Origin of the sequence: Bacillus glycinifermentans, from assembly GCF_001042475.2 — a bacterium.
Classification (GTDB): domain Bacteria; phylum Bacillota; class Bacilli; order Bacillales; family Bacillaceae; genus Bacillus; species Bacillus glycinifermentans.
In genome coordinates, this window is record NZ_LECW02000002.1 from 1 (window position 1) to 24,392 (window position 24,392).

A 24,392-nucleotide genomic window follows, 5' to 3' on the forward strand; every position below is an offset into this window, starting at 1 on the left:
CATTAGGGGGCTAAATAGTTATTGTAGACAACATTGATGAGTTAAAAAGGTTCTATAAGCTCTTTAAAGATGATATTTGGATAGGATATAACTCAAGAATGTACGATCAATACATACTAAAGGGAATCTTATTAGGAATGAACCCTTATTTCATTAGTAAAAGAATCATTGAGGACAATGTAAAGGGATTTAATGTTGTTAGAGAAGGATATAAAATTCCGCTAAACAATTTTGACATAACAACAGGATTCCATAGTCTGAAGCAGCTTGAGGGTTTCATGGGATCGAGAATTAAAGAGTCATCAGTTCCGTTTGATATCGACAGACCTTTAACTCCAGAGGAAATCAAAGAAGTAATTGACTACTGTATTCATGATGTTAAACAAACAATTGAGGTTTTTGACAATAAAAAAGTAGAATTCGAAAGTCAGTTAGCGTTAATCGAGGCCTTTAACTTGAACATGTCGATGTTTACAAAAACAAAAGCCCAATTGTCAGCCTTTATATTAGGAGCAGAAAAGCATGAAAATAGGGAAGATGAATTTGATCTTCAGTTCCCTAAGACATTGAAAGTTGAAAAATACAAGCATATTGTGGAGTGGTATAAAGATCCTGAAAACCTTGACTACTCAAAAAAATTAAAAGTTGATGTGGCAGGTGTTCCTCATATATTTGCTTGGGGTGGGCTTCATGGGGCTATTCCTAAGTATAAGGATGAAGGGATTATTCTATGTTGTGACGTTGCATCTCTATACCCATCCATTATGATTGAATATAGTTATATCAGTAGAAACGTTAGAGATCCTTTAAAGTATAATGAGATTAGGGATACACGCCTTGAACTTAAACGGAAAAAAGATCCTAAACAGGCTCCATACAAGATCGTTCTTAACTCAACATATGGAGCAATGAAAGATCAATACAATCCGCTTTATGACCCCTTAATGGCAAATAACGTATGTCTTGCTGGTCAATTATTGTTATTAGATCTTATCGAAAAAATTGAACCTTATTGCAAACTCATTCAGTCAAATACAGATGGATTGTTTATGAAAGTGGAAAAGGAATCAGATATTGACGTAATCAAAGAAGTTGCAAAAGAATGGGAGAATAGAACTCGTCTTACACTTGAATGGGATGTGTATGAAAAGATTTATCAAAAGGATGTTAACAATTACATAATCATTGATGGAAATCAAAATTACAAATCAAAGGGTGCATATGTTAAAAAGCTTAATAACCTTGATTATGATCTTCCAATTGTGAACAAAGCAATGATCGAATATTTCACAAAAAACATTCCAGTTGAAGAAACGATCAATAACTGTAAGCAGTTGAGAGAATTTCAGAAAATCGTTAAGGTTTCAAATAAATATAAGTATGCTCTGCATGGTGAAGAGAAGCTGCCTGAAAAGGTCTTAAGAGTTTTTGCTTCTAAAAAAGAAGACGCAAAAGGGGTTTTCAAGGTAAAAAATGAAGAAAGAATTGAAAAAATAGCAAACACGCCTGAGAAATGTTTTATTGATAATGATGATGTCAAAACAAAAGAAATTCCAAGCTATTTGGATAAGGATTATTACATCTCTGTAGCAAAGAAAAGGATCGATGATTTCCTTAAAACACCGAAAAAAGGAAAGAAAAAGGATTGATGGAAATTTTCAAAAAACTGATATACATAAACAAATTAAAAGTATATAATATCTATAAAGAAATGAAGATATATTCAGTTATCTTCTTACTGGGGGTGGGATCAACATTAACATACAAATCAATGAATGATCAATTAATGCAGCCAAACAAAGACCCAATAAAAGAGCCATTTTATAAAAAACTCAACATTTGGGATTTCGAATTTGAAAGTGAGGTGCTGCCGCATTTAAAGACAAGTCAAGAGATCATTAATGAAGCGCAAGATAAGTATTTACATATAAAAGTAGAAGAAATAAAAAAGAAAAAACATAAAAACAAATTAAAAGTGAGTTACGAGAGTGAGGAGAAGAGATATGAGCAGAAAACAAAAAAGAAGCCTGAAGAACAAGCTCAAGTCTTTAGTATGGTTGCCACAGCCTACATTTCATTTTGCGATACTGGCTGCATAGGTACAACGAAAACAGGCTACGACGTGTCAAATACGATTTACTACAGGGGGAAGAGGGTCATTGCTGTTGATCCCTCTCTAATCCCTTTAAATTCATTAGTCAGAGTTTCATACGGCAGCAATTCATTTGAAGCCTACGCAATAGACACAGGAGGAGATATTAAAGGAAATAGGATTGATGTTCTTGTTGGATCTGAATCAATTGCAAAAGATTTTGGCCGGAAAAATGTTAAAGTAACAGTTCTTAAAAAAGGGAGATGATTTATTGCCGAAGTACTGGTCTTACGACATTAATGATGAAGTTGAGGTCAACAGTAACGCCAAATATGGAATGCCATCGTATGTTGGGCTTAAAGGTATTATTATTGATCGAATAAACAGTTGGCAATATGATTACGATGTTCTTCATTTCACTAATGGAGAGGTTGGAAGATACAAAGAGTCGGAACTGAATTTAATACATAAAGCGAGTGATACATATTGAAGCTTAACCAAAAGGCATACGTAGATGAAATGGGAACTGGGGTTATTTCATACATAGATCATGAAAACAAAATAGCTGGAATTGATTTTGATGGAATTGGGTATGAGGAATATGACTTTGATGAAATTATTTTGTACTAATTAAAAGGATGTGTGTTTAGTGTGCAAAGTTGATGAGAAAGTCATTGTTAACCATTCCGGCGAAAGAGCTACTGTAAAAACAGTGGACGAACGATATCATCAAGTAGAAGTTCAATATGAAGATGGATCTTATGAGGTATTGGGATTCCATAAAATTCGAAAGGAGGTGGATTAATGCTGATAATTTTAGAGGGAGCAAGAGGGACTGGAAAATCTTCAGTAGCTTATAAACTTAGGCAGCGGCTGAAGCATAGTACATTGATTAATCCGACAGGTTTCCACGAAGATGGTGAAGTTGGGCTTAAGAAAATATCTAATTATTATGATGGCATGTTTGAGCTCTTTCACAAATGGAAGTCAAAGATGAGTGGCTATACAACGATATTAGATCGTTTCTTCCCAACAGAAATGGTGTTCTCATCCCTATATAAAGAATATGATTTTCATCAAAAATTTAAGAGCCTGTGTAAATTGCTACCTACACTCGATGACGAAATCTACATTTTCTTTTTTACGGTATCCGATAAGGATGTGCTTAAAGAAAGATTGAAAAGAGATAAGATTCTGTTTGCTCAAGTGGAGGAAAGTGTGGAAGAATCATTAAAACAGCAGGATTCTTATTATAAATTCATAGATGAATTAAAAAGACATATTGATTGGGATTGCGAGGGAAGTGTGAAGTTGATTGAAATTGATACTGCTCACATGAATCAAGACGAGGTTGTTGATTTCGTATTTAGACAAATTCAAAACGATTGAGGAGGACTATGATGAGTCAAGAAGAGAAAAAGCAGCTTCTAATTTTAGAAATGAAAAGAGTCATTGAAATTCTCGAATCTAAAAAAGAAGTTAAGGTGATGAAAGAAGTAAATGGCTATTTGGAGATTGATAGAGAGACAAGTGAACTAAAGGCCAAACTTCGGGAAATTAGAAGAGACAGCCTTACCTTTGAGAAAACAATTGTATAAAATATCTCTTTTAAAGAGAAAAAGGACGTGAAGAGAAATAGATTACAAGATTCTAAACAAGATACATAACTACGATTGCATTCAGTTTATGAAAGAGTACATAGATAGCTGCTCCATTGATCTAACAGTTACTTCTCCTCCTTATGATGATTTAAGAAATTACAATGGCTATTCATTTAATTTCGAAAAAACTGCTGAAGAGTTGTACAGAATCACAAAAAAGGGCGGAGTGGTCGTTTGGGTTGTTGGAGACAAAACACACAAAGGGTCTGAGTCAGGGACAAGTTTTAAACAGGCTCTATTTTTTAAGGAAATTGGCTTTAATCTGCACGATACAATGATTTATCGAAAAGAAAATCCGCTGCCTCAAAACCATAACAGGTATGAACAAGAGTTTGAATATATGTTCGTTTTTTCTAAAGGAAAACCAAACGTGTTTAATCCAAGAAAAGAACCTTGTCGAACCGCGGGAATGAAATATGATTATTCTAAAAGAGGTGGAGTAGCTTCTATTGAGGAATGCAATCCCGCGGTAAGAAGAAAATCAGTATGCTTAGTTACTAAGGATGAAAAGACTAAGGGGAATATTTGGAGTTATTTAGTTGGCATGCATAAGAGCACTAGTGACAAAATAGCTTTTCAACATCCGGCAATATTTCCAGAGAAGTTAGCCGAAGACCATATCTTATCGTGGTCTAAGGAAGGAGACATTGTTTTTGACCCTTTTATGGGTAGTGGAACAACGGCCAAGATGGCTGCTTTAAATAATCGCAAATACATAGGCACTGAGATTAGTAAAGAGTATTGTGAAATTGCAAATAAACGCCTGAGCAGTTACATAAAAATCTAAATAAAATATCAAATTTAAACAGAGAAAGGTAAGTGAATTTGGGGGAGAATTATTTTAGAGTATTGTGGAACGGGACAAGGGTTAATCTTAAATTCCCGACTAAAAAGAAAGCAATTGCATACATAAACAAACGAAGAGCGTTCAATTGTGAGATCCAAGAGCGCACATATGATCACAAGCTGGTGAATAGTTGGATTATCCATACATACTGAACGGAGGGAAGAAACATTAGCCATCCTTATAGATTCATAGTAGATCACTTAGATTTGATCGAAGATCGCCTTGATAATTTACATACATATTTAGAAGATACAATTTCTGATGAAACCTGGAAACGTGTAGACAATGATTTGATTTTTTCTCTTATTAAAATCAAAGAAATAAAAAATGAAATTTGGTGAATTCTTATTTACTTAAACAAATTAAAAGTATATAATTAAAACATAATTTTAGAGGTTGAATAATGAACTACATATGTGATATCTGCAAAGGATACACCGCACAACCGTTATGTGTAAGGATATCCGAAGAAAAAGTTAGAACAGCAGAAGACAGAATTGAAATTAACTGCTGTAAAAAGTGTGGTAATGAATTATTCTCAAGGATTAGTAACGAATGTAAGGGGATGAGTATTAAGAAAACATTAAATCATATAGGTCTTAATTATCCCCATAAAACTAATTAAAAAGATAATTTGTAATAGAGCGTGGGGGTATTCCTCTTGTAATTTCCTGGGCAAGCGCACATTGTGACAAAAATAGATATAGGAGAAGATAAAAGCAATGCAGTTAGCTATCAATATTCTTGAAATCATTGGTTGTATTCTGATTGGGATTGTCTCTTTGGATGAAGAGGGAAGAAGGTTTCACTCTAATGTACATACGATTATAGCATTATTGGCTGGATTATCATTTATAACAGCAGCATTGTTATTGATTATCGGTTTGATTTAATTAAGGGAGGTGTATCCATATTCTTTATCAAGGATTAGCTTTTTTGCTTATTATATGCGGGGTTTCTTTATTAGCATCAACATTGGTTCATCTAATATTTTATAGAGATTGGAGAGATTTTAAGAATTACTATATTGCATTTTTGGCTTTAGGAACAATCACAACAGGCTTGGGAATTATTCTTAACTCAATAATCTAATTTCCCAGGCAAGCGCATATAACGACAAATCCAAACAAAGATTTGAATGAAATTCAAATTTTATTGAGAGGGAGGCTAATGTATGAAAAATAAATTAAAAAATGCAGTGCACTATATTGAAGCAAACAGAGATGAAATGGGCGATAAGAAAGCACTTGATTTGCTCATTAAAGCTCTTAAGAAAATTGCTGCAGAAGCGTTTGTTTGATTTAAAGGAGGCGATGGTTTGACAAGACATAAAGCAAAATTTACGGGTCAAATTTTATACAAGAATTATATGTTTAATGTACACCCTATGTTGTTTTCTAAAGATGTTGAAATATGTGAAGTCCTTAAGCCTTTTATTAGTGCTATATCTGCATACGATAAACATGGAGTTTATTCATTTGTAGATCACTCTATTGGTGAAAAGAAGATATTTTTTGAAGGGGAGATAGACGGAGAACCTATCAATGTTGGTGAAAAAGTTTATATTAAAGGTATAAATGATTACATTGTTATTAAGGACAGATATCGAAACCTCAATAATGAATGGACGTATGAAACAGATCACATTGTTAAGATTATTGAAGATGAAGAAACAATTTTAAGCAAAGAATGGGCAGTTAAACAGTATGAAGAAGCTCTTATGGATATTGAGCATGAAAAGAGATATGAAAATGCAGATGCAGTTAAGGCTAATAAATCCTGGTTGAAACGGCTGTTTAATTAAAAGGAGGTGAGAATTTTGAATTTTCTTGGTAAAAGTAAAACAAGTACAGTCATCAGCAGTAGCGGTAAAGTCACTGTTAATGGAGTTAGATATGAAGGGAACAACATTACAATAACCAATAACAAAGTTCTTATTGATGGACAGGCTGTAGAGAGCTCTGTATCTGGAGAAGTAAAGGTTAAAATCGAAGGCAGCCCAGTTAAAGTTTACTCTGATGCTTCTGTTGAAGTGAGAGGTGACGTCTTAGGTGATGTTGATTCAGGAGGAAGTGTAAATTGCGGCAATGTTAAAGGGAATGTAGATGCTGGGGGAAGTGTCTGTTGTGGAACTGTAGGCGGAAGTGTAGACGCGGGTGGCAGTGTAAGCATGAGAAGATGAAAGGAGCTGAATAAATGTCTAATGTGAATATAAAAGATTCTGCAATGATTGTTTTTAAAAAGAGTCCATCTGGAGAAATAGTGGATGAAATAAAGGTGGTTACTATGCCGTCGAAGATAGCTGGTCAAAAGTTTTATTTTAACTAAAAAACAAAAAGGGTGATGAAAATGGATTTAAATTTAATTATAAATGACACTCTTACAGAATTAAAAGATCAAGGATACGTTGAGAAAATTGTAAGGAAGCAACTTGAAGAAACCATTCAAGATATTATTAAAGATTCTTTTAAAAGTTGGAGTGACTTTGGGAAAGAATTGAAGCAGCAAGTTCAAGATCAGATACAATTTAATTTAGAAAGTTTGGATATTCCATCTTACAACCAAGTTATTGTAAATATCATAAGAGATGAATTAGAGCGATCTGTCCATGAGGAAGGGGGAAGACGTATTCAAGAAAGTATCCGGGATATTTTGGGTACTGCAAAAGAAGAATACAAGCTGTCTGAACTTATCAATGAAATCGTAGAGCAAGATTGTGAACTGAATGAACTGCACTATGATGATTACAAAGAGATCACTGTAATTGTTGAAAATAAATATGGTGGTAAATACATTTATATCGATCCAGAAGAAGACCAAGACTGGTACAGATGCAAATATCGATTAACACTTGACAACGATTTAACAGTCACACGAGCAGAAATTAATGATAGGGCTTTTGATAATAAGACAATCATGGGCGGATTATATGGCGCAGATGCAACTATTTTCAAAATGTGGACTCGTAAATCAAAGTTGATTATCGATAATTATCAGACGAGCTTTACCAACCCAGAATATGAGTGATTGGTGCCCTACATAGTTTAAATAAAAGGATGATTTTAAAGAAAGAGGAGGAAAGCCCGTGGCTTATGATGAGATTAATGGCAAGTTAATTAACCCAAAAGTAAGTGATGTAATTAAAGCATTACAAGATCAACTTGATTTTTACGGCGACACACCAGTTAACTTCAGGATTGATGGTGAAGAAGCAAGGGATGAGATTCAATTAGATCCATATAAAAATGTTCTTGTGTTGCATTTAGAGGAAGTTTAAGGAGGAAAGCTACAATGGACACTTTTGATTTTATCGATGTTATTTTAAACACTATAAAGGTGGCATTTATAAGGTTATAGGGGAAATCATTCATACTGAAACAGAAGAAATACTTGTTACATATGAAGATCAAGATGGAACACTTTGGGCAAGACCTAAGGACATGTTTTTTGGGAATGTGATTGTAGATGGAAAAGAGAATAAGAGATTTATAAAAATGGATTGAGAAGCCGTTAATCGAAGGAAGAATGGCCGAAGCCATCTCCCTAGAAGCCTAATTGTTTAGCAACATATATGTTTGCTGCTTCTTGTTGCATTTCTTCCCAGTTAAAAAATTTACTGTTTTCCCTAACAAAGTCATCCCATAAATCATCGGGGATTGATTCAAAATCTTGCTGGGTTTCAATGGTGAAAGGAGATTTATCAAGCATTTCATCAAGAGACGAAAATTTCGTATTCTTTTTCATAAATGAATCGGTAAAAAGCTCATTTAATTGAAGTTCTTGTCCCTTTTCAAGTTCACTAGCTTTTTGTTGCATTTTTTTAAGTTTTCGATCGAATTCTTTGAAACCATTACTCATAATTTTTCATCTCCTGTTCATTTTCTTTTTGATTTTGCTTGAGAGAGAACTGAACCTGCTAAACTCTTTGAAGTTTTGCTAGAGCCTTTATTTCTCAAGACTTTTGAAGCGACTTTAACCATTTTTGGCGATGAGACTCTTCTGGAGCTTGGTTTTCTAGGCATATGTATACACCTGCCTTTCAAGGTAGAATATGTGTTCCTTCACAATATATAGTATACTACCATTCAGGGAAACACAATATACTGTGCTCGAGTTGATGAATGTTCACAGTTTGCTTTAGCTAGGAACCTGTGGATAGGAGCTAAGCATTTATTAATGATCAGTAAAGGGAGGTGAAGTACAAAGTTATCGTGTATTTAGGTGGAATTACGGATTTATAGGGAGGTATGATCTCATGGAACTTGAAGCTAGATTGAAAATACACAAAGATTCAGACAATACACATCCACAAGGGAAACTCATCGTAAAACCAAACGGAGAGTATGTAAACCTTAAATTTGATGATTATGGTCGTGAAGTTTCAGTATTGGCTGATGAATTAAGAGCCGTGCTTAATATAGGGAAATGAAAGGAGGAAGATTATGAGTAACCATTTCAAATTTAAACTGTCAAATATCGAAAATGGTGATTTGATTCTAATAATCTAAATAAAATCATAATTTTATATACTAATTAAAAGTAATCTAAGGAGGAAGAGTTATGGGTGCTGCTAAAAAACTGTATGTGAAAAAAGATCAACTTGTGAGCATTGAAGAAGCTAAAAGTAATATGACAATACATACACCGGAAGGCTATTCTGTCCCTGTTGCAGTGGGAGAGCTTGTGGCTACCAATCCAAAAGGAGAGCAATACGTCGTACCTAAAAGCTACAGGAACAAATATGTCGAAGTCAAACAATTTAAGGATGCTTCATTATACGAGTCAATGGCAAAAGGATATCAAGAAATGGCTGCAATTAATTTAGAAGAGGCAAGCACCGGGTTTTCTGCGGAAAATCAAGCAGAAGAAATCACAGAGAAATTTGTTTCAGGAAGTATAAACGAATAATGCTTGTTACATATGAAAGCATGACAGGTAATGTTAGAAGATTTGTAAGAAAGCTTGAGCAAAAAATGCAAATTAAAACTATGGAAATCACTGAGGATTTAAAGGTTGATGAGCCATTCATACATATTACATACACAATTAAATTCGGGCAAATTCCTGAAAAAACTCAGAAGTTTATACATAATAATAAAGATTTTTTGTACGGGGTTTGTTCAAGCGGGAATCGAAATTGGGGTAGCTATTATGCTGCGGCGGCAGATAAACTCTCACAACACTATCAAGTACCAGTACTTCTTAAGTTTGAATTAAGTGGATCAGATTCAGACTTGGACAAGTTAATACAGGAGGTTAAGTTTATTGACATTAATCAATCAGGTGCCAAAGTGGGTTCAACTGAATAACGAAATTATGATTCAAAAAGACGGGAAGTTTCAATTCGAGAAGGACAGGGAAGCTGTACACAGTTATTTTGTTGACTATGTTAATCAAAACACTGTCTTCTTTCACGATCTCAAAGAAAAACTGGACTATCTTTTAGAGAATGATTATTACGAAGAAGAGTTTTTAAGCAAATATACCTTTGCACAGATTAAAGAAGTGTTCAAATTGGCGTATAGCTTCAAATTCAGATTCCCTTCATTCATGAGTGCATTCAAGTTTTACAATGACTATGCCTTGAAGACAAACGATAAAACGAAAATTCTTGAACGATATGAAGATCGAGTGAGTATTGTTGCTTTGTTTTTCGCCAATGGAGATGCTGAAAAAGCAAAAGAATTCACTTCACTTATGATGAAACAGGAATATCAACCATCAACACCTACTTTTCTTAATGCAGGACGAAAAAGAAGAGGTGAAATGGTTAGCTGCTTCTTACTCGAAGTTAATGATTCATTGAATGACATTTCTAGAGCAGTTGATATTTCAATGCAGTTATCTAAACTCGGAGGCGGAGTCGCGCTTAATTTAAGCAAGATTAGAGCAAAGGGAGAACCAATTAAAGACGTCGAAAATGCCACTAAAGGCGTTGTAGGTGTAATGAAGCTGCTTGACAACGCGTTCCGCTATGCAGATCAAATGGGTTAATTTGGCCCCTTTCGTCAGTAATGGCGATCGAAAACCTCTTTAATTGCTGGGAACTCCTTATAGGACAATCAGCAGCGAAGCCTCATTCGAGGAACGTTCAACGACTAGGCAAAAGCCGTAGGCTACAAGCGATTGGTAGTCGAAACTGGAGGCATCCCAATGGGATGAAGATATAGTCTAATCTTCGTGGTAACATGAAGCTGCCGAAAGGCGGGGCGTGTGTAGCGAACACGTCCGAATAGTCTGCAAAGACAAGGGTCAGGAGCTGCTTATCTTAACGTATTTCACCCGGACATCAACGATTTCCTTGATACGAAAAAAATCTCAGCAGATGAGGATGTTAGGGCAAAAACATTATCAATTGGTGTAGTTATTCCAGATAAATTTATTGAGCTTGCTAGGGAAGATAAAGACTTCTACATGTTCTATCCTTATTCAGTTTATAAGGAATACGGGCAACATTTAGACGAAATGGATATTGCAAAAATGTATGATGAACTGGTCGAAAACCCAAATGTCAGAAAGAAAAAAGCGAATGCTCGTAAACTATTAGAAAAGCTTGCAATCTTACGATCAGAATCGGGTTATCCTTACCTGATGTTTGCCGACAATGTAAACCGATTCCACGCTAACAGTCATGTTTCGAAGGTTAAATTTTCTAACTTGTGTGTGACGGGAGATACTCTTCTTTTAACCGAAAATGGGTACGAAAAAGCCTCAGATCTTTATAAAAGTCAAAAAGATTTAAGGGTCGTTATTGACAATCGGACAAAACGGTTTGACAAGGATTGTAAAGGGACTTCAATTGTGAATGCGATACCTATGCAGCTAACTAAAAAGGACGCAGGTGTTTTTAAAGTTAAAACTAAGCAAGGATTTGAAATCAGAGCAACAGAGTGGCACAAGTTTTATGTTAAACGAAATAACGAAATACAGAAACTTCAGCTTAACCAACTTGTTCCGGGGGACAAACTACTGATTCAGTCAGGTGAAGGGGCATATGGGAATATTCATGAACCTGATCTCGCATATATCATGGGGATTATAGCTGGGGATGGAACCATAACAGATAAGACAGCGAAGATTTATTTATATGACAATAAAAAGGTGTTGGAACAAAAGGTTAAAGAGAGTGTTCATCTTGTAATTAATAGACATAAAATTAATCGTGTTTATAAGCACAACACTTCTTTTACTCCAAAATTTAATGCTGCTGATCCAGAGAAACAAGATTTATTATTTATGTCTAGTACAGTGCTCTTTGACATTTTAAATAAATATGGAATGACAAAAGATACAAAAACAAGAGTTCCAGAGTTCTTATATCAAGCTGACAAGGAAACACAAGCAGCTTATTTGTCTGGATTGTTTCAAACGGATGGTTGTGTAAATGCCAATCATAAAGCGAAGGCACTAACAATTGAATTAACATCAGTTGATTTTGAGAGTTTGCAAGATGTGCAAAAGTTACTCATTAATATGGGAGTATATACAACCATTTATACCAATAACAAACGCTCACAGGAGCTTCTCCCTGATGGCCGGGGCGGTTCCAAATTATACAAAGTTAAACCAACTCACAAGCTTAGTATTCAGGACAGAGCGTCGAGAGAATTGTTCATGAGCATTGTTAATTTGAAAGAATATGATAAGTACAAATTCAACATGTTGACTGAAACATTGCAAGCAAAATCACGAAAGCCAAAACATGATTTCACAGCCGAAATTATCAGCATTGAAAAAGATGGGGTAGAGGATGTCTATGACACAACACAAGAAGATTATCATTCTCTAATTTTTAATGGAATTGTAACTGGTAACTGTTCAGAAGTCCTTCAGGCTTCCCAAGTATCGTCTTACACCGATTACGGAGAAGAGGACGAAATTGGCTTGGACATTTCATGTAATCTAGGCTCGATTAATATCTTCAACGTCATGAAGAACGATTCAATTAAGAATACAGTTAAATTAGCTATTGATGCATTGACTCATGTATCGAATAAAACCAATATTACAAATGCTCCAGCAGTTGCTAAGGCAAATAAGCTTATGAGGTCAGTTGGGCTTGGAGCAATGAATCTGCACGGTTTCTTAGCTCAAAATGGTATTGCCTACGAAAGTGAGGAAGCGAGGGACTTCGCGAACACTTTCTTTATGATGATGAACTTTTATTCTCTTGAGCGTTCAATGGAAATCGCCAAAGAAGCCGGGGAAACATATTACCAGTTTGAAGGCTCTACATACAAATCAGGTGAATATTTCAAGAAATACGAAGAACAAAGCTTTAGTCCAAAGTTTGAAAAGGTAAAAAAACTGTTTGGGCAACAGCATATTCCAACAATTGAAGATTGGAAGCAGCTTAAACAAGCTGTGATGAAGTATGGCTTATATCATTCTTATAGACAAGCAATAGCTCCTACAGGAAGCATCTCATATGTTCAATCCTCAACAGCTGGTGTCATGCCGATCATGGAGCGGATTGAAGAAAGAACATACGGCAACTCCAAGACGTATTATCCGATGCCTGGACTTGCGCCGAGCAACTGGTTCTACTATAAAGAAGCGTATGATATGGACATGTTCAGAGTTGTCGACATGATCTCGACGATTCAGCAGCACGTTGACCAAGGCATAAGCTTTACATTGTTCCTGAAAGATACAATGACGACACGCGATCTGAACCGAATTGACTTGTACGCTCATCACAAAGGGATCAAGACGTTGTACTATGCGCGGACAAAAGACACGGGGCAGGAAGGCTGCCTATCATGTGTGGTTTAAATGTGAGTTATCAGATACATTGTGCGCAAGGGAGCAAGGTAAGGTGCCTATACATAGATGTGTTTAGATTTCGCATCCTTACAGTTTATAGTGACACGGAGTGGTACACAAAAGGAAAAACAAGAAAAGTTCCAGTGTGGATCAGCGATAATGGACTCTTCTTTTACAGGTTAGCTATCCGGATAGGGATTCCAAAAACAAAAAGGAGGTGTTTTGATGATTAATTTTACAAGCAAAGTTTTAGAAATTGCTACGCATTTTTCAGTGTTTTTAATTGTATTTTTAGGTTGTTTAACTACCGTAATCATTCTCTTATGTCCAATTTGGCTACTGTTAAACAACATATTATACAAACGGACAAAAGCGTCTATTTATTTTGTATCTTACATTAAAAACAGACATGCGTTTATGGAGTGGAAGAAAGAGAAAAAGACCAAGGTCTATAAGCCATCAATTAAAAAATAAAGAGGTGCAGATGTGCGGAAGGTTAAAATCGAGGGCTACGTGATTTACAACGAGGACGAATTAATTCAAGGAACGTGTGTGACGCATGAAATCGATCATTGGTTATTCAACGAAGATATTCCTCGCGAATGGTCTTTCAGTGCTGTATCAGACGAGGAAGTAGATTATGACGAGGAGGACGAATAATTGACGCAATATACAGCGGCCAACTGGTCGCAGCACGAAGACGGATTCACACAAATGTTTTATGAACAGAACGTTAAGCAGTTTTGGCTCCCTGAAGAGATCGCACTTAACGGAGATTTGCTTACATGGGAATACTTAGGGAAAGATGAACAAGATACATATATGAAAGTGTTGGCCGGATTAACCTTACTAGACACAGAACAAGGGAATACTGGTATGCCTACAATCGCTGAGCATGTGAAAGGGCATCAGCGCAAAGCCGTCCTGAATTTCATGGCGATGATGGAGAACGCAGTCCACGCTAAGTCATACAGCAATATCTTTCTCACTTTAGCTCAGATGGAAACAATTAATGAAGTCTTTGAATGGGTTAAAAACAATAAGTATCTGCAGAAGAAAGCAAATATTATTGTTTCTGTATACAAACAAATTAAAAGTGATAATGAATTGTTGTTGTATAAAGGAATGGTTGCATCTGTATTGCTTGAAAGCTTCCTGTTTTATTCAGGATTTTATTATCCATTGTATTTTTATGGTCAGGGGAAGTTAATGAACAGCGGAGAAATCATTAATTTGATAATTCGTGACGAGGCACTTCACGGTGTATACACAGGATTGTTGGCTCAGGAAATCTATAATAAACAAACTGAAATCAAGAAAAAAGAATTGTATGAATGGGTTATTAACTTGCTGCTCGATCTATATGAAAATGAGCTTGAGTATACCGAAGATGTATATGATCAAGTTGGGCTAACTCATGATGTAAAAAAGTTTATACGATATAACGCAAATAAAGCCTTAAATAATTTGGGCTTCGACCATTATTTTTATGAAGAAGAAATTAACCCAGTTGTGTTGAACGGATTGAGTACAAAAACTAAATCTATGGACTTCTTTAGTCAAAAGGGGAATTCTTACAGGAAGGCTACTGCTGAAGCCTTAAAAGATGAGGATTTTTACTTTGGGGATTGAAAAAGAACTAGTCGGAAGTGTGTTCTCAAATAACCATGGTCAGAAATATAAGGTTCTACGGGTAAATGGGCAAAAGAAAAACGGAACAAAATTGTTTAGAATACGATTCATAAAAACCGGATATGAACGAGATGTAGAAAAAGTTGAAATAATTCGTGGAAAAATAAAAGACCGATATGAACGATCTGTGTTTGGAGTTGGATATCTTGGTGACGCAAAGATGTCAGATGTGAAAAATGTATACTCCGTTTGGAAGGGGATGCTAGAACGTTGTTACGATCGTAGTTGCTCACAGTATTCTAACTATGGCGGTTCAGGGATTAGAGTTTGTGAGAGATGGTATTGTTTCAAGAATTTTCTCGAAGATGTTTCAAAGATAGAAGGATATGATGAGGATCTTTTCAATAACCGAAAGCTCTTTCTCGACAAAGACATAAAACAGCAAAGAACACCGAAAAGCCAAAAGATTTATTCCCTGGAAACTTGTTGCTTTGTCACTAGGGAAGTCAATAATGCTTATCGAGATTTACCGAATACTCGTGTCCACTTTATAGCTAAATCCCCTGATGGTGAAATTATACGAGCAGAAGGACTTCGTCCTTTCTCTGAAAAATACGGACTGCATCGCCCAATAATAAAGAAATGTTTACGAGGGGAACGCTCGAACTATAACGGATGGACTTTTAAACTGATTAAGGAATCGAATTGAAAAAACAAAAGCGCTTAAAGCAAAAGGAGGTATCACTATGATGAAATTAATCAAATTAGAACAGCCTTCATGCACCCCTTGTCAATTAGTCTCTAATTATCTAAAAGAAAAAGGGATTGAATTTGAGGCGATTGATGTTACTGTACGGCCAGAAGTAGCAGCAGAGTATGGAGTGATGGGAGTTCCCGTCACTATCCTACTCGATGGAGAAGGTAAAGAAGTAAAACGCAGCAGCGGTTTTAAGCCAAATGAATTAGATGAATTAATTTTTAAAATCGAAAACTATAAATAATGGGGTTTTTTTAATGAGAATTAAAAGGGGAGATTGAATGTATTTCATTGAAAAACAAGAAGAATTAATCGGAAAAGAAATTGCTTATGTCTGGGCAAATCAGTTTTGTGAACAAACAACTATCATTACAAAAGATAAAGGTGTATTTATGGTTTGCCAAGAAGTTGGCTGGGACGATGGAGATAAAGAGACAAGAGTATTTTATGCACATGAAGCCAAGGAAATATTATATCCTCTTAGAAGAGAATTGCATACAAAAGGAATCATTGACGAATCTGAGTGGGGAGAATATGAAAAAGAATTGAAAAAGAAACAGGAAGCTGAAAGGGAAAGATTCCGTAAAAAACAAGAAGAAAGAGAACGTAAACAGTATGAGGAGTTGAAAGCAAAGTTTGAAAATCAGGCAGAGCCAATTAAGGATTAGGGGGAATAAATAATATCTAAGTGGAAAGTTGATTTTTTTATTGAAGAATTAACCGATCTTGATTTTTTTTATCCAACTACTGTAAGCTCGCACACTAACTTAGATTTGGATATTGTATTTGAAAGACTTATGGAATTAACGCTTGATTGCAAACTAACATTGAAGTTTGAATGGAGGACAGAGGAAGGCACTAAGATTCTTGATTTGGATATAAATTAAAGAGGCATGATCAAATACCTCTACATGAATTATATCCTGTGTTCCAAATTTCCGAAGAATATAAAAGACACTTAAATAAAAGGAGCTTGAAAAATGACACTACAAATCAAAATCAAATATGCAGACGAAAAACAAACGCGCATTTCAAAAATCGAACAGGGTGATTGGATTGATCTGAGGGCTGCGGAAGATGTATCTATTCCAAAGAATGAGTTTCAATTGATTCCTCTCGGAGTAGCGATGGAATTGCCTGAAGGGTATGAAGCCCATGTCGTTCCTCGTTCAAGTACATATAAAAATTTCGGTATCATTCAGACAAATTCAATGGGTGTGATTGATGAGTCATACAAAGGGGACGATGATTTCTGGTTCTTCCCAGCTTATGCGCTACGAGATACTGAAATTAAAAAAGGAGATCGGATTTGTCAATTCAGAATTATGAAGAAGATGCCTGCAATTGAATTGGTCGAGGTAGATCATTTAGGTAACGAAAATCGCGGAGGGCACGGTTCAACGGGCACTAAGTAATTTATTAATTCCTAGATAATGAGGATCTCTTTATCCTGAAACTTTGATAAAGCATTAACGTATTACATTATAGTGGAAATAAGGAGGTTGCTTATATGGGATTAAATTTCTTTAATATAGAGCTAATATGCTCTAACTGCGGAAAAACATTAAAATCAGGCGATGAGATAGTAGCTCATATTACACTTCCAAGTGAGAAGAAGATGCCTGTGGGGAGAATGGACAGAGTGTTAAGCAAACACTCTGATAAGGTTTACTGTAAAAAGTGTAGCGAGTAGATTTTCTGAGGAAGCCCATTAAAGCTTCCTCAGAACTAATATTAATCAATTTAAATTAGAGAAAAGCGAAATAGTAATGACTAAAGTTGATAAAGAGCCTAAAGACATCAAAGAGATCATTTTTCGTTTACTTTGCTCTTTTGAAGGTTTACTTAGCTCGTGGATGACTGCACCCCATAAAAGCATGGATGCCAAAATGATAATACTCATGTCTAACGGAGCTCCTTTACTTATTTTTTATAATTTTACCACATATAGGACAGAGATGCCGATCTAATAAACATCGCTATAAAAGAAGACTTTTATCATAATTGTTAAGGAGGTGCAAAATGAAGAAGGTAGATGAAATAAAGCAACACTTAGAAAAAATTAATAAGCTAGAACAAACCTTGGTTGTTTTTGAGGAGTCAGACGAATTACACCTTGACGTGCTTCATAAAATCCAGGGGGAATTTGATGAGATCATTGATTTAGCTTTGAACGCTTTTCGAGAATTAACTGAAAAAATACGCAATGTAGGAAGCAAAACAATCAACAATAAAATTAAAGCTTTGCCCAATACAGTACAGAAAAGTGTAAAGGAGAATATGGATGAACTAATAAATGAATTAAAATGAGGTGAGTAATATAGTTAACACTGCGGATACAATTTTAAAATCAAATTTATATAAAATACTGTCCGAAGGCAAATCGGATAAAGGGCAAAAGATTCGACCTAAGTGGTCTGATGATACGCCAGCTTATACATTAAAATGCTTTGGAGTGTTGAATGAATATGATTTACAGAAAGAATTCCCTATTGCTACTCTAAGGCCAACGGCTTTTAAATCAGGGTTAAAAGAAATTCTCTGGATATACCAAGATAAATCAAACGATGTTCAGTTGCTTGAAGAAAAATATGGAGTTAAATATTGGCGTAGCTGGGCTAATGAAGATGGCAATTTAGGTTTAGCCTATGGGAGACAGATACAGTATGAGCACAAATACAAAGAAGGATACTTTAATCAGATTGACAGGTTGATTTGGGATCTGAAAAACAACCCATACAGCAGACGAATCATTACAAATTTGTATAATCATCAAGATCTTCATGGAATGACGTTATATCCATGCGCTTTCTTGACAATGTGGGATTATGACGGAGAATTTCTAAACATGACCCTTGTCCAACGCTCGTCAGATTATCTTGTAGCAGGGAACATCAATGTAACTCAATATGCGTTATTACAGCATATGATTGCACAAGTTTGTGGTTATAAGCCAGGGAAATTTCATCATTATATTAACAACTTACATATCTATGACCGACATATCGAACAAGCCAAAGAAATTATTAACCGCGAATCCTTGGCAGCACCAAAGTTAGTAATGGATAATTCAATAAAGAATTTTTATGACTATAAACCTGAACACTTCATTCTAGAAGGATATAGGCCACATAGCCAAATCAAACTTGAGGTAGCCTTATAAAGAATATAGAAAACAATAGACAAACACAAATTAAAAGTATATAATCAGGGTGAGGTCGTTACTCACCCTTTTTCTTAGGATGCCTGGTAAAGGGGATGATTCATTTTAAAAACAAATTAAAAGTATTTTAAGGTGGTGAGAAATTGAGTTCTGAAGCGAATGGCTTACATAAGATTGATCTGGCAGCAAAAAAAGTTGAATTAGAAAAAGAGAGTGAAATCCTTCAAGGGGAAATACTCGAAAAGGAACGTGACATACTACGACTCGAAACTGAACAGGATAAAGAGCAGCTTGATTTATTGTTTGAAATGAGTGAAGTTCTTCAGCAAATTGAAAATAAGAAATGGGTTAGTGCAACAATAGCTTTTAAGATTATTAGAAGTAATCCAGACAAATACTCTGATTTATTTGAAATGAAAGATGGTAAAGCCTACATAGTAAATAAAAGATTCAAAGAATTAGAGCACGAATTTTTCATAATAAAAGGTGAGATGAATGAAATTAAATGATATAAACAAATTAAAAATATTTAATTGAGGATGCGAAGGATGACAGAGAAAAAAGATTACGAAAGAATGAAGGGCGAAATTGCAGACCTACGCTGTGCCGTTGCCGGATTGATTGGGGAAAACGAGCAGTTGAAGAACGCGTTAAAATTAATTGAATCGAAGTCAGAGCTTCCCGAAAAGCCAGTCGATTTAGTTCCGATTACTGAGCTGTTCGAAATAAATTTACACGCGAAGGAGGCGCTAAAATGAGCGAAATTAAAAAGTATGTGCGGATTAAGAGGGCGTATAGTAAAGGTGCCTGGTATGCAAACCAGATCGGGAGCGTCTTTCCTTCACTGGGAACATGGGAGAATGCATATAAAGTCGATAGTCCAGACAGGGCGTTGTATATTCGTCAAGAAGACGCCGAACTCATCGTCACAGAAAAACGTCCAGCCAATAGAAATGATCGAATTTTAATTACGAATGCAGATACGGTACACGGCCTTTATAAGAACGGGGATGAGTTAGTTGTCGATGGACAGCACAAATTCGGAAATGGAGTGTTCGCTTATAAGGAGTACGACGTACATCGATTGGATTGTCACTATGTGACTTATAAAGAATACGAAGTCATCGTCAATAACGAGGAGGCTGACGAAATGGAAAACATTGAAAAACGATATGATACTGCAGTGGAAAATATGAATACTGCTACGGAAAACCTGATTGCTGAAATTGAAGAATTGCGGCTAGCTGCATATGCTCAAGGATACGAAGATGCGAGGCGCGCATTATTGACGACAGCCGGACGGAGGCGATTTAGATCAGTTTTTAGGCGCTGACATCTATCTACTGACAAAATTGATTCTGTATGAAATCTGTATTTTATTTAGATTAAGACACAAAAAATGAAGAGGGTTAACCTCTTCATCAGGTAGTTTTCTTCTTAGGTTCCCAACTGCAGCCTAAAACTGAATTAATAGTCCCAGCTGTTAAGAATCCCAAAAAAACACCTAAGTAATGATTTATATTCACACTAAACCATACACCAAGAGAAATAGCTGTGATTAGAATTTCGGAAATATTTTTAATAAATGGATGTGAATTGAAAAAAATTTTAAACATGTATTGCTCTCTTTCTGCTTTGATTTCTTAAATAGTGATTTTTTTAAACAAAGTATGTAAATAAAAAATTAGGAATCAAGCACAAGGCCAGAAATTAAAGAAGAATACGATTATATTGACCAAACACTTATTTTTCTTTGTTTTGTGCTTATTTTGCCACAAGTTAATACACCTCTAGATGATATTTACATAGAAAATCATACCATTGAAAAATGTGATAGAGCAAGTGAGAGGGTTAAATGTAATGGCAGGGATTAGACAGGAGCATAAAAAGAGGGGATTTACCCCTCCTTAATGAAATTGACCGCCCATGTTCTGTTGAGCTAAGCGAACTAAACGTTTGGTGATTTCTCCACCAACTGAACCGTTTGCACGAGAAGTAGTCTCAGCACCTAATTGGACACCAAACTCAGAAGCTATTTCAAGTTTCATTTGTTCAATAGCTGAAGCTGCTTGAGGAATTAATAACTCGTTATTGTTGTTTGATCTTGATCTACTTTGTTGAGCCATCTTATTCATCTCCTAAAGTTTAATGAAAACAAGCTTGTTTGAATCATATTATGGAGAGATTATTTTAATTTATACACGCCAAAGAAATAAATTTTTTCATTAAGAAAGGTAGGGGGCAAATGAAAATTGATTATGTATCAGATCTCCATATCAATCATTGGATTCCTTGGAATGTAAATCAGATCAAGTGGGAGAAGCGAACAAGGGAAATCGTAAATAGGTTGATCTCAAACGGTAATGGGGAGGTATTGGTCATTGCTGGTGATTTTACTGAATGGAATCAACAAGCCATTTGGGTTTTAGATGAAGTAGCAAAACAGTACGAGAAGGTTTACTTCACATATGGAAATCATGATCTTTACTTAATCAGCAAAAACCAAAAAAGAAAGTACTTAGATTCATTAGGAAGGTTGAATGATCTAACTAAAAAGGCTGTTGACATAAAAAATGTGACACCTTTAATCAAATCAACGGATACATACAAAGGAAAAGTCTTTGCAGGAGATGCTATGTGGTATTTGCCAAAAGGAATTGAAGGATGGGATTTCTTCAAAGGAGTCTCTAATGACTCAAATTACATTAGCATTAATGGTTACAGTAAAGAAGATGGGGTAAGAGCAATGTGGAAAGATTCAATGGATTGGTATGAAACGCTCGAAAACACTCATGTCGATGTATTTGTTTCTCACGTCCCACCTGTTCACAATCCTTATTCTCCTTTTGAGCCTAACAGCTGTTATATGGTCGATGTACCATTCATTAACGCTAAACATTGGATTTGTGGGCATGAACATTTACAAACTGAGTTTGCCAAAGAGGGAACAAGCTTTCATATGAACTGTATAGGCTACCCATATGACTATGATAAGTATCCTAGTGTAAGTGAGGAAGCGGATACCTATAAAACGTTTGAAATCAAAACTTTTGAGATTTAAATTTGATTGAATGAAATTCTAATTTTTTTAAGAAGAGGTGGAATGGGGATGTTTAAATATCATACACGATATGGTACTGTGTCAGTCCAAGTTGGTAAGCAAAATTTTGAAAACATGACGGTCGAAGTAAACGAGGAAGATGGGAATAAATTGACTTGCGATATGCTTCATGAAGATGATGGTGATATTGGATTTGTATATAAAAATGAATCGATTTATTTTCATCACACTATATAAAATGTTGATTTCATTTAGAAAGGTGGAAAAGTATTGACCGTTACAGCTTGGATATTGTTGATTATGTTTGGTTTATTCGCCTTATCAGATTTGAACTTAACTGAAGATGAAACAAAGCATATCAAGTTCTTCATAATAATGAAATTTGTTTCTGTCTTTATAGCTGCTATAGCTGCAGGCGTGATTTGGGGAGGGCTATTTCAATGAGATTAATAAGGAGAATGATCGATAATCTGCTTAATTCAAAATAAGACGGGAGTGGTGGAATGATTCTCAAATGGATAGAAAATAAGGAGAAGAATAAGTTGATGGATGAGTTAAGTACTTTCATCGACAATTTGATTGGTGAAAGAGATTCATTTGCAGAAAAGCTGAGGAACTTCAAAAAAGATGAAGAAATCTCTAAATTGTTAAAAGAAAACGAGAATCTTAGAATTAACAGCCTTCATACATTATCTGAAAAAGAAAGGGAGGAAGCGGATGCTTTTAGGGAAGAACATTGGAAAAAATGTAAAGGTAACACATCTTTTCTTTTAACAGGTGCAAGTATTGGTACAAGAGTAGAGGTGATTTGCTCAAAATGTAAAACCCAAAAAGACATCACAGACATTAGTGTGTGGTAAAGAATAATTTATTTCGAGGTGAATAAAATGGCGAAAGTTTATAAAGCAGAATTTTATATTACAGATATGTCTAATGAATTTTACAGTGTTGATGATCTTAAAGAAAAAATTGAAGAATCGCCAACATTCAGGTGGTCACTTGTTCATGTTTCAGATGTTAAAGAATCCGAAGAATTTGAGTGGGGTAATGATTTGAAAATTAACAATATTGCGGCTGCAACAGAGGATTATGAAGAGTATTTTAAGAAGAAATAAAATCGGTCTGTTAAATAAACTAATTAAAAGGAATGATATGAATTGGATGTAATTGATGAATTTAAAGGTAAGTATTATTTCTTAAGCAATTTTTATTCAGCCCCAGTAATGTATCAAGGGATCACATATCAAAATAATGAAGCAGCTTTTCAAGCAATGAAAGTGACAGACAGATCAATTCACTTGGAGTTTTCAGATTTACCTCCTAATCTAGCAAAAAGGAAAGGGCGTAGAGTTAAACTGAGGCCGGATTGGGAAGAAGTCAAAGAAATGTTTATGTATGAGATCGTGAAAGCTAAATTTGAACAAAATGATCAGCTCAAGAATTGGCTTTTACAAACTGGGGAATCAATTTTAATTGAAGGGAACACTTGGGGAGACAGAGTTTGGGGAGTTTGTAACGGGATCGGAGAAAACAAACTGGGGAAAATTCTAATGAGGGTAAGAAATGAACTGAAGAGGGGAACAGATGGAACAGACCAATCAATTTGAATCACTAATAAACAAGATTCAGAGAAAACTAGATACCACAAAAGAAGCATTAAACGGAAATGATTATTCAAGAGCTCACCGAAACCTTATTAATCTTTCAAACCATAATGAGGAGCTTATGTATCAGTGTCGGGTGATGATGAAAAAGGGATGAGGTCTTAAAGAGAAAGCGAATTAAAAATGAAATGGGAGGGTGGTTTATTGGCAGCAAGTAATCAAGGTAAAGTATTTGAAGCAAACGTTGAAAAATCAGCAAAAGATCAAAACATTTTCTTTTACAGAATAAAAGATGTCAATCCCATGTTTTTGAGAAGAGGGGCTGCAGTATCCAAAAACAAATATGATTGTTTCATTCATTATAAAGGATATTTGTTCCCTGTTGAGATGAAATCGACGAAGAATAAGTCCTTCTCATTCAGCGAGAAAATTATAAAGCCTCAACAAATCAAATATCTCGCGGAAGCAGCTAAATATCCATACATAATTCCTGGATTCCTGTTTCAATTCAGGGAACCGGAAAACAAAGTATATTTCGTACATATTGATGATTTCCTTACATATAAACATATAGCTGAAAATCAGTTAGGACATACATATAAGAATAAAATTAATAAATCAAGTATACCGATCAAGATCTGTGAGGAGATCGGGACTGAAGTCAGATGGATGAAGAAAAAAATCAATTATACATATTATCTGAACAAGCTCTGCAATGAGCTTATACATAAACATATGTCATTGGACAATCCTACATCAACATACATTGATTGCACCAAGTCATCATTAGGGGTGGTACATCAATGAGT

Annotated in this window: 40 protein-coding genes and 2 pseudogenes; 39 read left to right on the plus strand and 3 right to left on the minus strand. The window is 35.2% G+C overall.

Features of this window, described 5'->3' with window-relative positions; translation table 11 throughout:
- Window positions 1-98 precede the first annotated feature (98 nt).
- The 15 genes from AB447_RS02145 to AB447_RS24870 all read left to right on the plus strand — a co-directional run bounded on the left by AB447_RS02145 (window position 99) and on the right by AB447_RS24870 (window position 8,103).
- Window positions 99-1,649, plus strand: a complete 1,551-nt coding sequence (locus AB447_RS02145; RefSeq protein WP_241494754.1) for a DNA polymerase domain-containing protein — start codon at window positions 99-101, stop codon at window positions 1,647-1,649.
- Window positions 1,649-2,359 carry a 3D domain-containing protein gene (locus AB447_RS02150; protein WP_057957420.1) on the plus strand — a complete coding sequence of 237 codons (711 nt, stop codon included), beginning with the start codon at window positions 1,649-1,651 and terminating at the stop codon, window positions 2,357-2,359. Before AB447_RS02145 ends, AB447_RS02150 begins: the two co-directional genes overlap by 1 nt.
- 4 nt (window positions 2,360-2,363) lie before the next feature.
- Window positions 2,364-2,582: a YorP family protein gene (locus AB447_RS02155; RefSeq protein ID WP_006640523.1), complete on the plus strand. Its 219-nt coding sequence runs from the start codon at window positions 2,364-2,366 to the stop codon at window positions 2,580-2,582.
- Window positions 2,579-2,722, plus strand: a complete 144-nt coding sequence (locus tag AB447_RS26075; protein ID WP_164918157.1) for a hypothetical protein — start codon at window positions 2,579-2,581, stop codon at window positions 2,720-2,722. The genes AB447_RS02155 and AB447_RS26075 overlap by 4 nt, the downstream gene beginning before the upstream one ends.
- 174 nt (window positions 2,723-2,896) lie before the next feature.
- Window positions 2,897-3,481, plus strand: a complete 585-nt coding sequence (locus AB447_RS02160) for a nucleoside/nucleotide kinase family protein (RefSeq protein WP_048355944.1) — start codon at window positions 2,897-2,899, stop codon at window positions 3,479-3,481.
- A gap of 11 nt (window positions 3,482-3,492) precedes the next feature.
- Entirely contained in the window at window positions 3,493-3,690 is a 198-nt protein-coding gene (locus AB447_RS02165) for a hypothetical protein (protein WP_048355945.1), read from the plus strand.
- Window positions 3,691-3,778: 88 nt separating this feature from the next.
- Entirely contained in the window at window positions 3,779-4,540 is a 762-nt protein-coding gene (locus AB447_RS02170) for a DNA-methyltransferase (RefSeq protein ID WP_082634606.1), read from the plus strand.
- Window positions 4,541-5,322: 782 nt separating this feature from the next.
- Entirely contained in the window at window positions 5,323-5,493 is a 171-nt protein-coding gene (locus AB447_RS25645; protein ID WP_156415958.1) for a hypothetical protein, read from the plus strand.
- 281 nt (window positions 5,494-5,774) lie between these two features.
- A complete protein-coding gene (locus AB447_RS27165; protein WP_017474751.1) occupies window positions 5,775-5,900 on the plus strand; it encodes a hypothetical protein in 126 nt (41 codons plus the stop codon).
- Between the two features lie 18 nt (window positions 5,901-5,918).
- Window positions 5,919-6,404 (plus strand): hypothetical protein, encoded by a 486-nt coding sequence (locus tag AB447_RS02175; protein WP_017474750.1) that lies wholly within the window; start codon window positions 5,919-5,921, stop codon window positions 6,402-6,404.
- A gap of 6 nt (window positions 6,405-6,410) precedes the next feature.
- Complete coding sequence (locus AB447_RS02180) at window positions 6,411-6,782, plus strand: hypothetical protein (RefSeq protein WP_009328278.1); 372 nt, start codon at window positions 6,411-6,413, stop codon at window positions 6,780-6,782.
- A gap of 14 nt (window positions 6,783-6,796) precedes the next feature.
- Complete coding sequence (locus AB447_RS27170) at window positions 6,797-6,928, plus strand: hypothetical protein (RefSeq protein WP_017474748.1); 132 nt, start codon at window positions 6,797-6,799, stop codon at window positions 6,926-6,928.
- A 21-nt stretch (window positions 6,929-6,949) separates the two neighbouring features.
- Window positions 6,950-7,627 carry a hypothetical protein gene (locus AB447_RS02185; RefSeq protein WP_009328277.1) on the plus strand — a complete coding sequence of 226 codons (678 nt, stop codon included), beginning with the start codon at window positions 6,950-6,952 and terminating at the stop codon, window positions 7,625-7,627.
- A gap of 58 nt (window positions 7,628-7,685) precedes the next feature.
- A complete protein-coding gene (locus tag AB447_RS02190) occupies window positions 7,686-7,877 on the plus strand; it encodes a hypothetical protein (RefSeq protein WP_017474747.1) in 192 nt (63 codons plus the stop codon).
- Between the two features lie 88 nt (window positions 7,878-7,965).
- Window positions 7,966-8,103 (plus strand): DUF1653 domain-containing protein, encoded by a 138-nt coding sequence (locus AB447_RS24870; protein ID WP_231105304.1) that lies wholly within the window; start codon window positions 7,966-7,968, stop codon window positions 8,101-8,103.
- A 40-nt stretch (window positions 8,104-8,143) separates the two neighbouring features.
- On the opposite strand, the gene AB447_RS02195 is transcribed toward AB447_RS24870, so the two are convergent.
- Complete coding sequence (locus tag AB447_RS02195; RefSeq protein WP_009328276.1) at window positions 8,144-8,458, minus strand: hypothetical protein; 315 nt, start codon at window positions 8,456-8,458, stop codon at window positions 8,144-8,146.
- Between the two features lie 397 nt (window positions 8,459-8,855).
- Here AB447_RS02195 and AB447_RS26080 point away from each other — a divergent pair, with 397 nt between their 5' ends.
- The 12 genes and pseudogenes from AB447_RS26080 (at window position 8,856) to AB447_RS02255 (ending at window position 17,448) form a co-directional block, all read left to right on the plus strand.
- Entirely contained in the window at window positions 8,856-9,029 is a 174-nt protein-coding gene (locus AB447_RS26080; RefSeq protein WP_017474745.1) for a hypothetical protein, read from the plus strand.
- A 131-nt stretch (window positions 9,030-9,160) separates the two neighbouring features.
- Window positions 9,161-9,508 carry a hypothetical protein gene (locus tag AB447_RS02200; protein WP_017474744.1) on the plus strand — a complete coding sequence of 116 codons (348 nt, stop codon included), beginning with the start codon at window positions 9,161-9,163 and terminating at the stop codon, window positions 9,506-9,508.
- Entirely contained in the window at window positions 9,508-9,909 is a 402-nt protein-coding gene (gene nrdI, locus AB447_RS02205; protein ID WP_017474743.1) for a class Ib ribonucleoside-diphosphate reductase assembly flavoprotein NrdI, read from the plus strand. The genes AB447_RS02200 and nrdI overlap by 1 nt, the downstream gene beginning before the upstream one ends.
- Window positions 9,910-9,916: 7 nt before the next feature.
- A pseudogene (locus AB447_RS02210) lies at window positions 9,917-10,591 on the plus strand (ribonucleotide reductase N-terminal alpha domain-containing protein); the annotation flags it as partial.
- Window positions 10,592-10,840: 249 nt separating this feature from the next.
- Window positions 10,841-13,375, plus strand: a pseudogene (locus tag AB447_RS24875) (LAGLIDADG family homing endonuclease); the annotation flags it as partial.
- Window positions 13,376-13,852: 477 nt separating this feature from the next.
- Window positions 13,853-14,026: a hypothetical protein gene (locus AB447_RS26085; RefSeq protein ID WP_017474738.1), complete on the plus strand. Its 174-nt coding sequence runs from the start codon at window positions 13,853-13,855 to the stop codon at window positions 14,024-14,026.
- Window positions 14,027-14,998, plus strand: a complete 972-nt coding sequence (nrdF, locus tag AB447_RS02230; RefSeq protein ID WP_017474737.1) for a class 1b ribonucleoside-diphosphate reductase subunit beta — start codon at window positions 14,027-14,029, stop codon at window positions 14,996-14,998.
- On the plus strand, window positions 14,988-15,707 hold the full coding sequence (locus AB447_RS02235) for a hypothetical protein (protein ID WP_017474736.1): 720 nt from the start codon (window positions 14,988-14,990) through the stop codon (window positions 15,705-15,707). Before nrdF ends, AB447_RS02235 begins: the two co-directional genes overlap by 11 nt.
- A gap of 40 nt (window positions 15,708-15,747) precedes the next feature.
- Window positions 15,748-15,999 carry a thioredoxin family protein gene (locus tag AB447_RS02240; RefSeq protein WP_026080849.1) on the plus strand — a complete coding sequence of 84 codons (252 nt, stop codon included), beginning with the start codon at window positions 15,748-15,750 and terminating at the stop codon, window positions 15,997-15,999.
- A gap of 37 nt (window positions 16,000-16,036) precedes the next feature.
- Window positions 16,037-16,423 carry a hypothetical protein gene (locus tag AB447_RS02245; RefSeq protein ID WP_017474734.1) on the plus strand — a complete coding sequence of 129 codons (387 nt, stop codon included), beginning with the start codon at window positions 16,037-16,039 and terminating at the stop codon, window positions 16,421-16,423.
- A gap of 312 nt (window positions 16,424-16,735) precedes the next feature.
- Complete coding sequence (locus AB447_RS02250) at window positions 16,736-17,170, plus strand: dUTP diphosphatase (RefSeq protein ID WP_017474733.1); 435 nt, start codon at window positions 16,736-16,738, stop codon at window positions 17,168-17,170.
- Window positions 17,171-17,265: 95 nt separating this feature from the next.
- Window positions 17,266-17,448, plus strand: coding sequence for a hypothetical protein (locus AB447_RS02255; RefSeq protein ID WP_017474732.1), 183 nt, complete (start codon window positions 17,266-17,268; stop codon window positions 17,446-17,448).
- Window positions 17,449-17,493: 45 nt separating this feature from the next.
- On the opposite strand, the gene AB447_RS26090 is transcribed toward AB447_RS02255, so the two are convergent.
- The gene (locus AB447_RS26090; RefSeq protein ID WP_085959890.1) at window positions 17,494-17,658 is read right to left on the minus strand and encodes a hypothetical protein; all 165 of its coding nucleotides are present in this window, start codon (window positions 17,656-17,658) and stop codon (window positions 17,494-17,496) included.
- A gap of 119 nt (window positions 17,659-17,777) precedes the next feature.
- Between AB447_RS26090 and AB447_RS02265 the strand changes: the two genes are divergently transcribed.
- From AB447_RS02265 to AB447_RS02285, 5 genes are all read left to right on the plus strand, one after another.
- Window positions 17,778-18,065, plus strand: coding sequence for a hypothetical protein (locus tag AB447_RS02265; RefSeq protein WP_048355948.1), 288 nt, complete (start codon window positions 17,778-17,780; stop codon window positions 18,063-18,065).
- A 1-nt stretch (window position 18,066) separates the two neighbouring features.
- Window positions 18,067-18,918, plus strand: coding sequence for a thymidylate synthase (gene thyA / locus AB447_RS02270; RefSeq protein WP_048355949.1), 852 nt, complete (start codon window positions 18,067-18,069; stop codon window positions 18,916-18,918).
- Between the two features lie 143 nt (window positions 18,919-19,061).
- Window positions 19,062-19,427, plus strand: a complete 366-nt coding sequence (locus tag AB447_RS02275; RefSeq protein ID WP_043929170.1) for a hypothetical protein — start codon at window positions 19,062-19,064, stop codon at window positions 19,425-19,427.
- 39 nt (window positions 19,428-19,466) lie between these two features.
- Window positions 19,467-19,676, plus strand: a complete 210-nt coding sequence (locus AB447_RS02280; protein WP_117612599.1) for a hypothetical protein — start codon at window positions 19,467-19,469, stop codon at window positions 19,674-19,676.
- Window positions 19,673-20,251, plus strand: a complete 579-nt coding sequence (locus AB447_RS02285; protein ID WP_048355950.1) for a hypothetical protein — start codon at window positions 19,673-19,675, stop codon at window positions 20,249-20,251. Before AB447_RS02280 ends, AB447_RS02285 begins: the two co-directional genes overlap by 4 nt.
- 574 nt (window positions 20,252-20,825) lie before the next feature.
- Here AB447_RS02285 and sspC read toward each other — a convergent pair.
- Complete coding sequence (sspC, locus tag AB447_RS02295; protein ID WP_017474724.1) at window positions 20,826-21,044, minus strand: acid-soluble spore protein SspC; 219 nt, start codon at window positions 21,042-21,044, stop codon at window positions 20,826-20,828.
- 119 nt (window positions 21,045-21,163) lie between these two features.
- Here sspC and AB447_RS02300 point away from each other — a divergent pair, with 119 nt between their 5' ends.
- The 7 genes from AB447_RS02300 to AB447_RS02325 all read left to right on the plus strand — a co-directional run bounded on the left by AB447_RS02300 (window position 21,164) and on the right by AB447_RS02325 (window position 24,390).
- The gene (locus AB447_RS02300) at window positions 21,164-21,979 is read left to right on the plus strand and encodes a metallophosphoesterase family protein (RefSeq protein ID WP_048349901.1); all 816 of its coding nucleotides are present in this window, start codon (window positions 21,164-21,166) and stop codon (window positions 21,977-21,979) included.
- Between the two features lie 48 nt (window positions 21,980-22,027).
- On the plus strand, window positions 22,028-22,216 hold the full coding sequence (locus tag AB447_RS02305) for a hypothetical protein (protein WP_048349902.1): 189 nt from the start codon (window positions 22,028-22,030) through the stop codon (window positions 22,214-22,216).
- Between the two features lie 33 nt (window positions 22,217-22,249).
- On the plus strand, window positions 22,250-22,423 hold the full coding sequence (locus AB447_RS25650) for a hypothetical protein (RefSeq protein WP_009328256.1): 174 nt from the start codon (window positions 22,250-22,252) through the stop codon (window positions 22,421-22,423).
- A 59-nt stretch (window positions 22,424-22,482) separates the two neighbouring features.
- Window positions 22,483-22,839 (plus strand): hypothetical protein, encoded by a 357-nt coding sequence (locus AB447_RS02310; protein ID WP_021837995.1) that lies wholly within the window; start codon window positions 22,483-22,485, stop codon window positions 22,837-22,839.
- A 27-nt stretch (window positions 22,840-22,866) separates the two neighbouring features.
- On the plus strand, window positions 22,867-23,094 hold the full coding sequence (locus tag AB447_RS02315; protein ID WP_021837996.1) for a hypothetical protein: 228 nt from the start codon (window positions 22,867-22,869) through the stop codon (window positions 23,092-23,094).
- Between the two features lie 42 nt (window positions 23,095-23,136).
- A complete protein-coding gene (locus AB447_RS02320; protein ID WP_048355952.1) occupies window positions 23,137-23,586 on the plus strand; it encodes an NADAR family protein in 450 nt (149 codons plus the stop codon).
- 201 nt (window positions 23,587-23,787) lie between these two features.
- Window positions 23,788-24,390, plus strand: coding sequence for a PDDEXK family nuclease (locus AB447_RS02325; RefSeq protein WP_006640476.1), 603 nt, complete (start codon window positions 23,788-23,790; stop codon window positions 24,388-24,390).
- Window positions 24,391-24,392: the final 2 nt, after the last annotated feature.